Annotated in this window: 11 protein-coding genes and 1 tRNA gene; 8 read left to right on the top strand and 4 right to left on the bottom strand. The window is 60.9% G+C overall.

Going from position 1 to position 14,051, the window contains the following annotated elements; all coding sequences use genetic code 11:
- Positions 1-44: 44 nt before the first annotated feature.
- On the bottom strand, positions 45-1,268 hold the full coding sequence (locus ACPPVR_RS11430; RefSeq protein WP_426614322.1) for an SMP-30/gluconolactonase/LRE family protein: 1,224 nt from the start codon (positions 1,266-1,268) through the stop codon (positions 45-47).
- Between the two features lie 197 nt (positions 1,269-1,465).
- On the opposite strand from ACPPVR_RS11430, the gene ACPPVR_RS11435 reads away from it, so the two are divergent.
- The 6 genes from ACPPVR_RS11435 (at position 1,466) to ACPPVR_RS11460 (ending at position 7,633) form a co-directional block, all read left to right on the top strand.
- Positions 1,466-3,001, top strand: coding sequence for a S53 family peptidase (locus ACPPVR_RS11435; protein WP_426614323.1), 1,536 nt, complete (start codon positions 1,466-1,468; stop codon positions 2,999-3,001).
- A 209-nt stretch (positions 3,002-3,210) separates the two neighbouring features.
- Positions 3,211-3,456, top strand: coding sequence for a hypothetical protein (locus tag ACPPVR_RS11440; RefSeq protein WP_426614324.1), 246 nt, complete (start codon positions 3,211-3,213; stop codon positions 3,454-3,456).
- A gap of 447 nt (positions 3,457-3,903) precedes the next feature.
- Complete coding sequence (locus ACPPVR_RS11445) at positions 3,904-5,466, top strand: 2-isopropylmalate synthase (protein ID WP_426614325.1); 1,563 nt, start codon at positions 3,904-3,906, stop codon at positions 5,464-5,466.
- A 113-nt stretch (positions 5,467-5,579) separates the two neighbouring features.
- The gene (locus tag ACPPVR_RS11450; protein ID WP_426614326.1) at positions 5,580-6,593 is read left to right on the top strand and encodes a TRAP transporter substrate-binding protein; all 1,014 of its coding nucleotides are present in this window, start codon (positions 5,580-5,582) and stop codon (positions 6,591-6,593) included.
- A gap of 214 nt (positions 6,594-6,807) precedes the next feature.
- Positions 6,808-7,389: a Spy/CpxP family protein refolding chaperone gene (locus ACPPVR_RS11455; RefSeq protein ID WP_426614327.1), complete on the top strand. Its 582-nt coding sequence runs from the start codon at positions 6,808-6,810 to the stop codon at positions 7,387-7,389.
- A 168-nt stretch (positions 7,390-7,557) separates the two neighbouring features.
- Positions 7,558-7,633 (top strand) — tRNA-Lys (locus tag ACPPVR_RS11460).
- A 61-nt stretch (positions 7,634-7,694) separates the two neighbouring features.
- On the opposite strand, the gene ACPPVR_RS11465 is transcribed toward ACPPVR_RS11460, so the two are convergent.
- Positions 7,695-7,943: a hypothetical protein gene (locus ACPPVR_RS11465; protein ID WP_426614328.1), complete on the bottom strand. Its 249-nt coding sequence runs from the start codon at positions 7,941-7,943 to the stop codon at positions 7,695-7,697.
- 270 nt (positions 7,944-8,213) lie between these two features.
- Complete coding sequence (locus ACPPVR_RS11470) at positions 8,214-8,465, bottom strand: hypothetical protein (protein WP_426614329.1); 252 nt, start codon at positions 8,463-8,465, stop codon at positions 8,214-8,216.
- A gap of 282 nt (positions 8,466-8,747) precedes the next feature.
- Between ACPPVR_RS11470 and ACPPVR_RS11475 the strand changes: the two genes are divergently transcribed.
- Together ACPPVR_RS11475 and ACPPVR_RS11480 are read left to right on the top strand one after the other, a co-directional pair.
- Positions 8,748-10,361 carry an NAD(P)-binding domain-containing protein gene (locus ACPPVR_RS11475; protein WP_426614330.1) on the top strand — a complete coding sequence of 538 codons (1,614 nt, stop codon included), beginning with the start codon at positions 8,748-8,750 and terminating at the stop codon, positions 10,359-10,361.
- Positions 10,362-10,565: 204 nt separating this feature from the next.
- Positions 10,566-10,763 carry a hypothetical protein gene (locus tag ACPPVR_RS11480; RefSeq protein WP_426614331.1) on the top strand — a complete coding sequence of 66 codons (198 nt, stop codon included), beginning with the start codon at positions 10,566-10,568 and terminating at the stop codon, positions 10,761-10,763.
- Positions 10,764-10,828: 65 nt separating this feature from the next.
- Here the strand turns inward: ACPPVR_RS11480 and ACPPVR_RS11485 are convergent, their stop codons facing one another.
- On the bottom strand, positions 10,829-14,041 hold the full coding sequence (locus ACPPVR_RS11485) for an AAA family ATPase (RefSeq protein WP_426616075.1): 3,213 nt from the start codon (positions 14,039-14,041) through the stop codon (positions 10,829-10,831).
- Between the last annotated feature and the right edge of the window lie 10 nt (positions 14,042-14,051).

Raw genomic sequence — 14,051 nt, forward strand, 5'->3', positions numbered from 1 at the left:
AAGGGCGTCAGCAGATCACGCTGACTCCCTTGCGTTGCGCGGCCTCAGCCCGTTCCTGCACCCTGCGTCGCCGTGTAAACGGCATAGAGCGACTGGCTCGCGGCCATGAACAGGCGGTTGCGCTTGGGGCCGCCGAAGCAGATGTTGCCGCAGACTTCGGGCAGACGAATGCGGCCGAGCAGCTTGCCCTCCGGCGACCATGTCGTCACGCCGTTATAGCCGACCGCGCGGCCGGCATTGCTGGAAGCCCAGACATTGCCGTTGACGTCGCAGCGCACGCCGTCCGGCCCGCACTTCACGCCGTCGATCACGCAATCGGAAAAACGCTTCTTGTTGGAGAGCTTGTTGTCGCTGCCGACGTCGAACACGAAGATCTCACCATTGCCGCCAGGGCCGGTGTCGCCCGGTCCCTTGCCGGTCGAGACGACGTAGAGCTTCTTGAAGTCGGGCGAGAAGCACAGGCCGTTCGGGTCGGGCACTTGCTCTTCGGTGACGACGAGGTCGATGCGGCCGGAGGGGTCGATGCGGTAGCAGTTGGTCGGCAGCTCGCGCTTGCCCGGTGCGAAGCCGGCCGGCTGCCCGATCCGCGGATTGAGCTTGCCGCCCGAATTACTCGGGCCGCCCGCCGCATCGGGCTCACCTTCATAGAGCTGGCCGCCATAGGGCGGATCGGTGAACCAGTAGCTGCCGTCGGGATGCGCGACGACGTCGTTCGGCGAGTTCAACTTCTTGCCGTTGTAATTGTCGCACAGCACGGTGGCGGTGCCGTCATGCTCGTAGCGCGTCACCCGCCGGGTCAGATGCTCGCAGGAGAGCTGGCGGCCCTGGAAGTCGAACGAGTTGCCGTTGGAATTGTTGGAGGGCGAACGAAACACGCTGACGCGGCCGTCGTCCTCGCTCCAGCGCATCTGCCGGTTGTTGGGAATGTCGCTCCACAACAGATATCTTCCTTGCGCGCTCCACGCCGGACCTTCGGCCCAGAGCACGCCGGTGTAGAGCCGCTTGATCGCGGTGTTGGGCTGCGCGAGATCGTTGAAGGACGGATCGACCGCGAGGATGTCGGGGTCCCAGAAATAAGTGGTCGGCGCGCCGTTGGGGCCGAAATCGCGCGGTGGCGTGGTGATCGTGGTCGGCGGCGCCGCAGGTCCGGTCTGGGCCAGCGCGGTGCCGGCTCCGGCCATCGTCGCCGCGGCCCCGAGCGCAAGCCCCTGGACCAGAGTTCGTCGTGAAAGCGCAGCGTCCTGGTCACGCTGCAATTGGCGTGTCATCGCGTCCTCCCGGTTATTTTCAGCTAGCCGGTTGATCCGGCCGAGCAACCTTAAGGTTAGTCCCATTCATTCCCGGTTGCGAGGGCGGCTGGGCTGATTTCGAGCGCAACTAAAGCGTGCAGCAGTGAAGCCACCGTCTTTCCTCGCACTGCGTTTTGGTCCAGCATTCGAAACAGGCATGCGAGGAGGAAAGCGATATGGCCGATCCTGCTCCAAATGATGGTTCGCCGAAAACTGAAGACGAGATCAAGGCGGACGAGCTGCGCGTGCGGCGGCTCGAGGCGGAGAAGGCGCTCGCATCCGCGAACGCTCCCTGGTGGCGGCGGGCTGATCCGTTGACGCTCGCGATCCTCGCAGCGGCAGGCTCGGTGTTCGGGAATATCTGGCTGGAGCACAGCAAGGCCAAGGACGATCAGGCGCTGGAGCAGGCTAAGGCGCGATACAATCTGGTGCTACAGGCAATGGCCACGAACGACGCGGCCGTCGCCAAGCGCAACATTCACTTCTTCATCGATGCTGGCCTGCTCACTGATGCCGATTGCCGGATCCGCAATGCCATCGATAGCGACAATCCCGTGCTGCCGTCCTTGTCGGGCACTGCGCCGGCAGGTCCGTCGAATGTTCTTTCGGCGCCCTTGGTCGCCTCGCTCTACAACTTCCCGCCGGGCGTGGATGGCAGGGGGCAGACCATCGGACTGATCGAATTCGGTGGTGGCTTCGACCGGAAGGACCTCGAACAATATTTCTCCAAGTTGAATCTCCCGGTGCCGGAGGTCATCGTCGTGCCCGTCAACGGTGGCGCAAACCGTCCGTCCATCACCGACGGGACTGAAATGCAGACCGCGATGGACATAGAGATCGCCGCCGGCATCGCGCCGCGTGCACGCCTCAAGGTCTATTTTGCTCCACCTTCGTTCAAGGCCGCGGATTTCGCTCAGGCGGTTCGGCAGGCGACGGCCGACCAGGTCTCGGTGCTGTTGATCGGCTACGGCATGACCGAGAGCCAGTGGAAGGACGAGGACATCATCCTGGTTGAAGGTGCGCTGGAGCAGGCCGCCAGGCAGGGGGTCACTGTGATCGTCAGCTCCGGAGACAATGGCGTGACAGATGGTGTGAAAGACGGGCGCCGTCACGTCAGCTATCCGGGATCGAGCGCCTGGGTTCTCTCGGTCGGAGCTACGTCGGTTCAGATCGAGAACGGCAAAATCAGATCGGAGAAGGTTTGGCGCGGCTCCCCCGGTGAGTTCGCAACCGGCGGCGGTGTGAGTGAGAAAGTTGCACGGCCGGACTGGCAGAAAGGCGTCGAGGTGCCGCCCCGGGGCGACGGTAGCGCGGGACGCGGGCTGCCGGATGCCGTCGCCACCGCCGACCCCGCGCTTGGCTACGCAATCGTGGTTCACGGCAAGACGATGCCCGTCGGAGGTACAGGAGCGGTTGTTTCGCTTTGGGGCGGCCTCATTGCGCTTCTCAATCAGGCCAATGGCCGCAATCTCGGCTACGTGACACCGCGCTTCTATCGCGAGTTCGGACCTGCCGGTTTGCTTCGTCCGGTGACCGAGGGGGACAACGGCGTGTCTGGTGTCGCCGGCTTCAAAGCCGGTCCCAGCTGGACCCCGGTGGCCGGCTGGGGCAGTCCAGACGGTGCAAAGCTGATCAATTGGCTGCGCACCCATCCTGACGGGACCACTGCGATCGCGAACACCAATGCGTGCCAAAGCACGGCAAGTCAGTAGGCCACCTCGTCATTGAGTTCGTCACACGCCCGAACAACGGAACCTCGCCGGTTCACCGAGAATTTGTTTGAACCGCTGTTTCGCAAGGCGTGAAGCGACAATTCATCCGCCCTCGCGAGATTAACCGGGGCCACCTTTGGGCCCCATCAAGCCTTGACCTCGCCCCTATTGCTGCTCAAAAACCCTTGAGAGAAAGGCCGGAGCCAATGATGGAAGGTGCCGTCGTATTGATCGCGTTGCTCGGGATCGCGTATGCGGCCGGCTATTTCACGCGTGATTTCAAGTCCCGCAAACGGCGTGCCGACGCCCGCCGCTGGCGCGGCTACACGGAGCCGGAGTGGCTCCGCCCCAGCGTTCCCGCCAACACCAACGAAACTCCGGTCCCCGTCGTCGGCGAACTCGGACAGATGCTGGATCGCTGGGAGACCAGGGCCCGTTCACGCCGCACGGGGTAGTGCAACCGCGAAGCTATTGTCGCTGGGGGGGGGGGGCGCGCTCTTGCGCGCCTTGAACGATGAAGGGGCTGACGGTCCGCCACCAGGTCAGTCCCCCTGACCATCTTTTGGCGTTGCAGTTGCGCCCAATTCTCGTCTAGAAACGCCGCATCGAGCCTCCCGGCAACCAACCGTCAACGGTTTTGACCGAGAATTTGAGGGCTCAAAAGGGTCTGGCAATGCTGATTCGCGGCCAAATCGATGGGATTTCGGGGGAGGTGGCTCTGGCCGCCGCCACGATCCCGGCCGCGTCCCTGCCCACCCTGATTATTGGCGAGCTCCTTCTTAGCTGCCCCTGAGGGCCGGCTGGGCGCACGCGCCTGGGCACTCAGGGGTTGGTCGAGATCACCGGACACCTCCAAGCGCCCAGACGATTGAACGGCGCAAAAGCTCAAAAGGAATCTGACAATGGCCCCCGCGAACAAGTCCGAGAAGGACCGCGTCATCATATTCGACACCACGCTGCGCGACGGCGAGCAGTGCCCCGGCGCCACCATGACGTTCGAGGAAAAGATCGAGATAGCCGAGATGCTCGACGACATGGGCGTCGACGTCATTGAGGCCGGCTTCCCGATCACGTCCGAAGGCGACTTCCAGGCCGTCAGCGAGATCGCCCGGCGCTCCAAGAACTCCGTGATCGCCGGCCTGTCGCGCGCCAATCCAAAGGACATCGACCGCTGTGCCGAAGCGGTGAAATTCGCCAGGCGAGGCCGCGTCCACACCGTGATCGCGACCTCGCCGCTGCACATGCGCGTGAAGCTGAACATGACGCCCGAGCAGGTGATGGAGCTCTCGATTGCCAATGTCACCCGCGCCCGCAACCAGATCGACGACGTCGAATGGTCGGCCGAAGATGCCACCCGCAGCGAGATGGACTACCTCTGCCGCATCGTCGAGGCCGTGATCAAGGCTGGTGCCACCACGGTGAACATCCCGGACACCGTCGGCTACACCACGCCGGATGAATATAGCCGCTTCATGAAGACGCTGATCGAGCGGGTGCCGAATTCCGACAAGGCGGTGTTTTCGGTCCACTGCCACAACGATCTCGGCATGGCGGTGGCGAACTCGCTGGCTGGCATCACCGGCGGCGCGCGCCAGATCGAATGCACCGTCAACGGCATCGGCGAGCGGGCCGGCAACGCTTCACTCGAGGAAGTCGTGATGGCCATCAACGTCCGTAACGATGTGTTTCCGTGGTGGAATAAGATCGACACCACGCAGCTCACCCGCGCCTCGAAGGTGGTGTCGGCGGCGACCTCGTTCCCTGTGCAGTACAACAAGGCGATCGTCGGCCGCAACGCGTTCGCGCACGAGAGCGGCATCCATCAGGACGGCGTGCTGAAGGACGCCTCGACCTACGAGATCATGCGGCCCGAGATGGTCGGCCTGAAGCAGTCCTCGCTGGTACTCGGCAAGCATTCCGGCCGCCATGCCTTCGTGCACAAGCTGGAGGAGATGGGCTACAAGCTCGGTGCGAACCAGCTGGAAGATGCGTTCACGCGCATGAAGGCACTCGCCGACCGCAAGAAGGACATCTACGACGAGGACATCGAGGCGCTGGTTGACGAGGAGTTGGCGGCGTCCCACGACCGCATCAAGCTGACCTCGCTGACCGTGATCGCCGGCACCCATGGCCCGCAGCGCGCGACCATGAAGCTCGACGTCGACGGCCAGATCAAGATCGAGGAGGCCGAAGGCAACGGTCCGGTGGATGCTGTGTTCAACTGCATCAAGGCGCTGGTGCCGCACGAGGCCAAGCTGGAACTGTACCAGGTTCACGCCGTCACCGAAGGCACCGACGCGCAGGCGGAAGTGTCGGTGCGGCTGTCGCATGAGGGACGCGCGATGACGGCGCGCGCGGCGGATCCGGATACGCTGGTGGCGTCGGCAAAGGCCTATCTCGGCGCGCTCAACAAGATCGTCATGAAGCGCCAGCGCGACACGGTGACGACGGCCGCCGCGAGCTGAATAGCTGCCCTGCTAACGGCCAATAGCACGTCTGCGCGCCGGCCTGTATTGGTGCCCGGCATGAGGACAGGCCGCCCGCGCGCCGGGCGGCCCAAAAACAACAGGGAGAGACTATGCGCACCTTCGCGATCGCGGCATCCGTCGCGGCACTGGCCTTGGCGTTGGACTTGGGTCTTGCCGGCTCCGCCAGCGCCGACCCGATCATCATCAAGTTCAGCCATGTGGTCGCCACCGATACGCCGAAGGGCAAGGCGTCGGAGAAGTTCAAGGAACTCGCCGAGAAGTACACTGGCGGCAAGGTCAAGATCGAGGTCTATCCGAACTCGTCGCTGTACAAGGACAAGGAAGAGCTCGAGGCACTTCAGCTCGGCAGCGTGCAGATGCTGGCGCCGTCCAACTCGAAATTCGGCCCGCTCGGCATCCGCGAATTCGAGGTGTTCGATCTGCCCTACATCCTTCCCGACCTGAAGACGCTGCGGAAGGTGACGGAAGGCCCGCTCGGTCTCAGGCTGCTCAAGCTGCTCGACACCAAGGGCATCACCGGCCTTGCCTATTGGGACAACGGTTTCAAGCAGATGAGCGCGAACAAGAAGCTGGTGACCCCGGCGGATTATCAGGGCGTCAAGTTCCGCATCCAGTCCTCGCGCGTGCTCCAGGCCCAGTTCAAGACGCTCGGTTCGCTGCCGCAGGTAATGGCATTCGGCGAAGTCTACCAGGCGCTGCAGACCGGCGTGGTCGACGGCCAGGAGAACACCTGGTCGAACATCTATACCCAGAAGATGCACGAGGTGCAGAAGTACATCACCGAGACCAATCACGGCTACATCGGCTACGTCGTGATCGTGAACAAGAAGTTCTGGGACGACCTGCCGGCCGATATCCGCGACCAGCTCAGTAAGGCGATGAAGGAGGCGACCGACTTCAACAACGCGCAGTCGCAGAAGGAAAACGACGACGCGCTCGCCGAAATCAAAAAGAGCGGCAAGAGCGAGATCATCAAGCTGACGCCGGAGCAGGACGAGGCGATGCGCAAGGCGATGGAGCCGGTCTACAAGGACGCCGCAAGCCGCGTCGGCCAGCCGCTGATCGACGAGTTCCTGAAGGAATCCAAGAGCACGACGAACTAGGCGTACGACGAACCGGTTTGAATGAATTGTGAATGAAGGGCTTCCGTGCTGACTGCACGGAAGCTCTTTTTTGTTACGAATGATGTCAGACTGCGGCTGAACGGACATTCAGGTGAGTTACATCCGCGAAAGAACGCCCTCCCTGTCCAAGTTGTAATTTGCATGAGAGGCGAACGACGCTCATCTTCAACGCATCCTTCCAGAGGAGGTTGTTATGAGGAAGTTCACCATCGCCGCCATCGCCGTGCTCAGCATCGCCGGCTCGGGTGCGGTCTATGCCCAATATCATCGCCCGTGGATGGAGCACTTCCGCCACATCCGCATGAACCCGGAAGACCGCGCCGCTTTCGTCGACGCGCGGATCGCTGCCGTCCATGCCGGGCTGAAGCTCAACGCCGATCAGGAGAAGCTGTGGCCGCCGGTCGAGAGCGCCGTGCGCGACTTCGCCAAGCTGCGCATCGACCGCGCCAATGCGCGGATGAATGCCGGCCCCGGTGATGCTGCGAAGGATGCCGACAAGCCGGAGGATCCGGTCGCCCGCCTGCGCCAGCGCGCCGAGGACATGGGGGCGACCTCCGCCGCCCTGAAGAAGATCGCCGATGCCGCCGATCCGCTCTACAAGACCCTGGATGACGGCCAGAAGCGGCGCCTCGCTCTGCTGACCCGCCACCGCGGTCCGTTCGGTGGCGGCGAAGATGGCACTCCCCACCGGTTCATGGAGCGCGGCATGGACCGCTTCCATGGCGGCGACCGTTTCGACCGGGACGGCGGCCCGGATCGGGAAGGCCGGCTCTGAGCAGCCCGGGATTCCCCGGAAATTAACCCTTGCGAAGCCGCTGGAATCCAGCGGCTTTTCGCATTTCCGGGGCTGTGCAAGAACCCTTGGAAAACCTTCGCCGCATCGCTTGCCAGACCCGGATCGCTTTGCTAAACGACCGACCTCGCAAGGCATTGACCGCCTTTCGGGCGCATAGCTCAGTTGGTAGAGCAGCTGACTCTTAATCAGCGGGTCCCAGGTTCGAGCCCTGGTGCGCCCACCATTCAAATCAAGCACTTAGCATCTGGCTTGGTAGAGTAGGCGGCCTCATTTTACAGGTCGTTTTACAGTTTTGTTCTCGCTTCGAGCTTGAGTGCCGTAGCGTCTGCAAGCTGAATGTCGCGACCAAGATAGTACGCATTCAGAATGCTTTCGACGTCCTTTAACGAGTGGCCGATCACGGCCGCGATCTGCGGTACGCTCGCGCCAGCAATCGCCAGCCGAACCACTGCAGTGCCTCTCAGATCGTGAAACGTAAGGTCGCAAATGCCAAGCCCGTTCGCAGGCATTTGCCCATAACGAGCGAAAGCCATCGGACGTCCAGGGCCGGCCGAGCGTGTTCGTTAGGATAAGAGATCCACGACGCTGCGTGGTGTCGAGCAAGGCCCTCAAGGCAGTGCCGGCGGGCATCACCACGCGCCGCCCACCTTTCGACTGGCGGAGGCGAATGTGAGGGCTCTCGTAGGCTGACCAAGGCAATCGCAAAAGGTCGCCTTGTCGTTGACCGCTCCATAAGGCCAAGATCAGCGCCAGCCTGATCTCTTCGGATGCAACCGATAGAACCGGGGCAATGTCTTGTTCGGTCAGATCTTGTCTCGCCGGTCTGCGACGTAGAGCCGACCACCGCGCTCGCTAGGATTGCTGGTAACAATGCCTCGATCCTTTGCGAAAGACAGAATGCGCGCCAGCACCGTCCAGGCGAGATCAGTTTTGCGTGGCGTGTTGGCGTATTTGTCGCGCCAGCTTTTGAAGTCGTAGCGCTGCAGGCACAATTCATAGGCCAGCGTGCATTCTTCGGGCGAGCGGAGCCTGCCGAGAAATTCAGCTTCTACCAAGCGTGGCTGTAGGTCCGACGCAATGCTAGGTCATTGAATGCAGCAATGCCTTCAGCCCGGCCCGAAGCCCTTCTTCAAATAGTCCGCCGTTGGCGGCGCTCGCAGCATCTGACTGAGCGGACATGGCAAAGCCCGCTCGCCGTGCGGCAGGGTCAAGAGCGCTTCGTGTGAAGACACGATTGCAGTCGGTTGGTCGGTTTTTCTGCACTCTGACCTGTGTTAATGGCACAGGACTAAGCTAAACGGCAAAGGCCATTTCTAACAAGACCGCAGCGGCGTCCCATGAGCGTCTCCCAACTCACGAAGCGCGTTCGGCACGAGCTGACGTATTTGGACTACCCGGCTCGGGAGTGGACCGTTCCTCGATTTATAGACGGCGTGCCAGTTCTGGACGCGCTGATTGTCGGCGCTGGACAGAGCGGGCTGGGAATCGCGTTCGGTCTGAGACTTGAGCGCATAAGCAACTTCCGGATCATTGATCGTAGCCGCCGCGGTTTTGAAGGGCCTTGGCGCAGTTTCGCTCGGATGAAACAGTTGCGCACACCGAAAGAGGTAACTGGCATTGATTTCGGCATCCCGAGTTTGACGGTGCGGACGTGGTACGAGGAAAAATTCGGACGACGAGCATGGGATCGCATAGATACCCTACCTCAGGAAGTATGGCGATCGTATCTGGATTGGTACCGAGACGTCTTGGATCTCGCGGTTGAGAACGAGGTCGAATTAGTGTTGATTGAGCCGGCGGATGATATCCTCATTGCTCATCTCCGGAGATCCGACCGGATTGAGCGGGTGCATGCAAGAAAGATCGTTCTCGCAACGGGCTTTGAAGGAAGTGGTAGCTGGCGGGCTCCTAAGTCTCTGGTCACTCACTTGTCCGCACATCTTTATGCGCATTCGACCGATGATATTGATTTTCACAAGCTAGCGGGAAAACGCGTTGGCATTCTTGGTGCCGGGGCATCCGCCTTTGACAACGCGGCTCTTGCACTTGAATCGGGTGCTGCGCGAGTAGACCTTTGTTTCCGGCGTTCGGAGATGCCGCGAGTCAACCCGCTCACCTGGATGAATTTTGCTGGCATTTTGGGCCACTTCGGGGAGTTGGCGGACCTGGACCGCTGGCGCTTCATGCGCCACATTCTGGAGGAGCTTCCGGTCCCGCCCACACAGGACGCTTATTGGCGATGCCGTAAGTTTGATAATTTCGCCTGGCACCCCGACTGCGGGTGGAGTTTCGTTGACGAAGCAAGCGGTATCGCCAAGGTCCAAAGCAGCGATCGCAGCTTTGAATTCGACTTTATGATCTTTGCGAGCGGAGCCGAGACGGATCTCTCGGTGCGTCCGGAGCTGGCCCTGTTGGTTGATCAAATGGCCCTTTGGCACGACCGCTTTACGCCTCCAGCCGGCGAGGAAAGCGAGTCGCTCGCGCGCTATCCCTATTTGGGTCAAGCATTTGAATTCACGGAGCGGCACCGCGGCGCCGCTCCGTTCCTGCGAGGATTACACAACTTCACATTTGGAGCGATGCTGAGCCATGGCATATCGGGAGCGGCCATCACGGGAATGAAGTATGGAGTGCGGCGACTCGTAAACGGCATCGCGCGTGATCTGTTCTGCGAGGATTCAGCCGCTTACTACCGAGAGCTGCTGTCATACCGGACGCCTGAGCTGCGCACCCTGGACAATGCATTTGATTGGTTGAACCAACTTGGCAGTGACGCTGTTAATTTCGACAGCTTTGCCAACCAGCTCAATCAACATCAGTTTGTCGCGCTCCGTAGCTTGTTGCAGCGACCAAAGCCCCCGCATGAATCTCCGACTGCGAGATCCACCCGACCCGTCCGCGCAAAGCCCACCCCGCGACCGGCGCGGCTCAGGAAGAAAAAGCGGAAGTGAAATACGCCGACATGGCAGAGAGATGGGTGGCGGTACCGTTTGTTCTTGCGCGTCACGGCGGCAACCGCGGGCAGAAAGGCCGATCGAGCATTTCTTGAACAAATGCCGTTTGACTATAGGCCCATGATACTGGACAATATTGCACTTCACGGCCTCGCACATCGTGATCACCGCCTGACGACCACCACCCGCGGGAGGTAAGCAATGGCCTTCATCGCATTTGCGAAGTTGATCAATTCTGCCGCATTGACCGCCGACCAGCGAAAAGAGCTCAAGAGCATTCTTCTAAACCGTGAGAAGCAGCTCAAGCAGGCACTCAAGGATGTCGAGATGGCCCTGAGCAGGCTTGGACGAAAAGGCAGGAAGTCTCGAAAGCGAAAAGCGGCGAAGGGCAGGCGTTGATCGGACGTTGGTCAATTTGCGCCAAGCATGGATGTTGAGCAGCGTTGGCTAGCAGTTGCCGTGATCTAGCCCTCCTTCAGTCCTGAAACCGAGCTTAGTTCGTCCACAAGGTTCCTGGCATCTTCCAGATCGGGCGTGTCTCGACCTTCGGTAAACCAGGCGTATATTGGCTTTATGAGGGACCTAGCTTCAAAATATCTGCCTTCGTTACTCCAATGCCGAGCGAGACAGATCGAGGCGCGCAACTCCCACCAGCGGGCCTGCTGTTGCCGTGCAATCGCCAAGGCCCGCTGCAGTTCCGTCTCTGCTTGGTTTCGTCTGCCAAGCTCTAGGTTGATGCTGCCCCGAAGACGATACAGCTCAGCCTCAAAGAACCTCTCACCTGTTGCTTCGGCAAGCTGAACGCCTTCGTCCAGCAGACGGAGTCCAACTTCAGGCTCTCCGAGCTTGGCATGGGCGAAGGCGAGATGGCCCAAGTAGAGGGTGCGGCGACACCGTTCAGAGTTGCTGTAAGTTGCCGCCAGCGCGCTGCGCATCAGTTCGATTCCGGCTGGAAGCTCTCCTGCTTGGGCTAAGAGTGCTCCGCGGAAAAAACGCGCTCTTCGTTCGACGGCCGCAAATTCATGCTCGATGCTGAGCGATATCGCCTCGTCGGCGTGAGCCAATGCGCGCTTTGCATCGCCCCCGATCGTGCCCAAAACGACTACGTTCCCTAGAGCTAACGCTGTCGTAAAGCTTTGCTCTCTCGTTCGAGCAAGGTTTTCGGTCCGTTCGAGTATTGCTGCAGACTGTTCAGGATAGCCAAGCACGAGCAGCGTCGACGAGAGCCACGCCAGGCTGTTCACCGCGTCATCGACTCCGAAGCGGCGATAGGTCGAGACCGTGGCTGGATTGGTTGAGCACAGCGCGAGGGCGTGCTCGAGGTGCTTGCGTGCGTCTGCGAAAGCACCCGTCAAATGCAACGACTGCCCGATGAAGCGTGTGGCTAGGACGGACACGCCCGGGTGATCATACTCTACGGCCAACGCGAGGCAGTGCCGGGCCTCCTCCAGCGCTGCGCTATACTCAGCGCGCATGCTGTGGGCTAGGTAGTTGCCCCACAGGATCGTCATCTGTTCTTCCAGGCTGGCACTTTCGCCAAGTAGCGCGCGAGCCCGCGAGAAGACCCGGGACGTTTCGGGCGCGGCATCGCCCTCAGTCGCAGCGACTGCAGGCCCAAGGGCCAGATAGAAATCAAGTTCCTTGCGATCGCGTTGTGGTGAGCTCGGCAGTTGCTGGGTCAGTTCCATTCCCCGCGTGAGGTGCTCTACGGCCCCGGCGTTGGAGGAGCGACCGATCGCGCGCTTCCCGGCATTGAGCCAATAGTCCGTAGCCTGCTCAAGCAGGCCGGCTTCGGTGAAATGGTGCGCAAGGATTTCTGGGTCGTTCACGATGATATCCCTGAATCCGTCCTCGAGGACGCGCGCTATTTGAGCATGGAGTTGCCGCCGCCGTCTCTTCAGAAGACTTTGATAAGCCGCATCCCGTACCAGTGCGTGCTTGAAGCTGTAGATGGCATCGGGCAGTTCACCTTGGCGGAAAATAAGCCCGGCCTCCACGAGTTCGGCGAGGGAATGCTGCAACTGTGTTTCCTCTCGAGCAACCACAGCTCGCATCAAGGAATAGGAAAATTCGCGGCCGATGGTGGCACCAATTTGGGCGATCTCCTTCACTGAGTGCAGGCGGTCTAGCCGCGCCATCAGGGAGTCGTGAAGGGTTTCCGGGATGGCGAAAGGCGGTACCGGTCCCTCGAGCTGATAACGATCCTGATATTCGACCAGAATGCCTGCTTCGAGGACTGCCTTTGTGAGTTCCTCCACGAAGAGTGGATTTCCGTCGGTTTTCGTTACGATCTGCTTCATCACATCGATCGGAAGCGCGCGGCCATTCGCCACCTGCGTGGCCACATCTTTGACATCGTCTGGGTTGAGCCGTCCGAGGATCAGGCTTCCGACATTTGCAAGACCGGTCCAGGGAGGCTCGAACTCTGGTCGAAATGTAACGAGCGCAAGGATAGGCAATTGTCGGGCCCGCTCTACGACGAGGTCGAGCAATTCGAGGGTGGTGTCGTCTGCCCACTGAACATCTTCGATGATTAAGAGGATCGGCTGTTTGCGCGAACGGCTCTCGAATTGATCGAGGAGAGCGGCAAGTGTGCGACGACGCTGTTGGGCGGGACTGAGGTGTAGTTTCGGATAGCGGTCTCCGAAAGGAATCGATAGCAGCGCAGCAAAAAGCGCTGCCACTGTCTGAACAGGCGCCGCTCTCAGCGCGAGCAAAGCCTCCAGCTTTTCAAGCCGCATCTCGGCTGTATCGTTCGCCTTGAACCCGGCGCTCCTTTCTAATTGCTCGACCACGGGATGAAGTGCGCTGTTGGTGTGGTAAGGCGAGCACTGATAACGAAATTGCATGTATGGTTGATGCTTGGCTTCGCGTTCAGCTAGAGCGGCGGCAAGGCGCGACTTCCCGATGCCCGGCTCGCCGGAGATGAGAACGATCTGGCCTTCGCCGCCGCGAGCCAAACGCTGACATTCCAATAGGTACTCTAACTCCGAATCGCGGCCGATGAGATCGGCGAGCTCAGCCGGACGCGCCGCGTCAAATCGACTTTCGGAAGCCGAGAGGCCCTGAACGACCCACGCGCTCACGGGCGCGCTGATGCCCTTGAGCTGGTGAGCGCCAAGGTCGCGAAGATTGAAGATATCGCCAAGGAGACGGCGGGTCGAGTCGGCCACGACCACCGTATTCGGCTCGACCAATGCTTGCACGCGAGCCGCAATATTAGGAGCGCCACCAACCACGGAATGCTCCCGAAGCTTGCCCTCGCCGCCCAGGTCGCCGACTACGACCAGGCCGGTGGCGATGCCGATGCGCACGGCGAGAGGTTCTCCTGCGCGGGTTTCAAGCCGTGCGACGGCAGCAATGATATCGAGTGCAGCTCTCACGGTTCGTTCGGGATCGTCCTCGTGCGCAATGGGATAGCCGAAATAGGCGAGGATGCCGTCTCCGCGAAAGTCCGCCAGAAAGCCGTCATAGGAGCGCGTGATACGAGCACAAGCAGCGTGATAGGCGTCTATGACGGCGCCCATATCTTCCGGATCAAGGCGTGCCGCCAGGGCGGTCGAATCGACCAAGTCACAAATCATCACCGTGAGGTGGCGGCGTTCCGCGTACTCCGCAATTGCAGTATTTACGACAGGGGAGGGAGGGCTGGAGGGAACCGCACTGATCGCGTTCATAAGGCGCTTC

Origin of the sequence: Bradyrhizobium sp. McL0616, from assembly GCF_049993385.1 — a bacterium.
GTDB lineage: Bacteria > Pseudomonadota > Alphaproteobacteria > Rhizobiales > Xanthobacteraceae > Bradyrhizobium.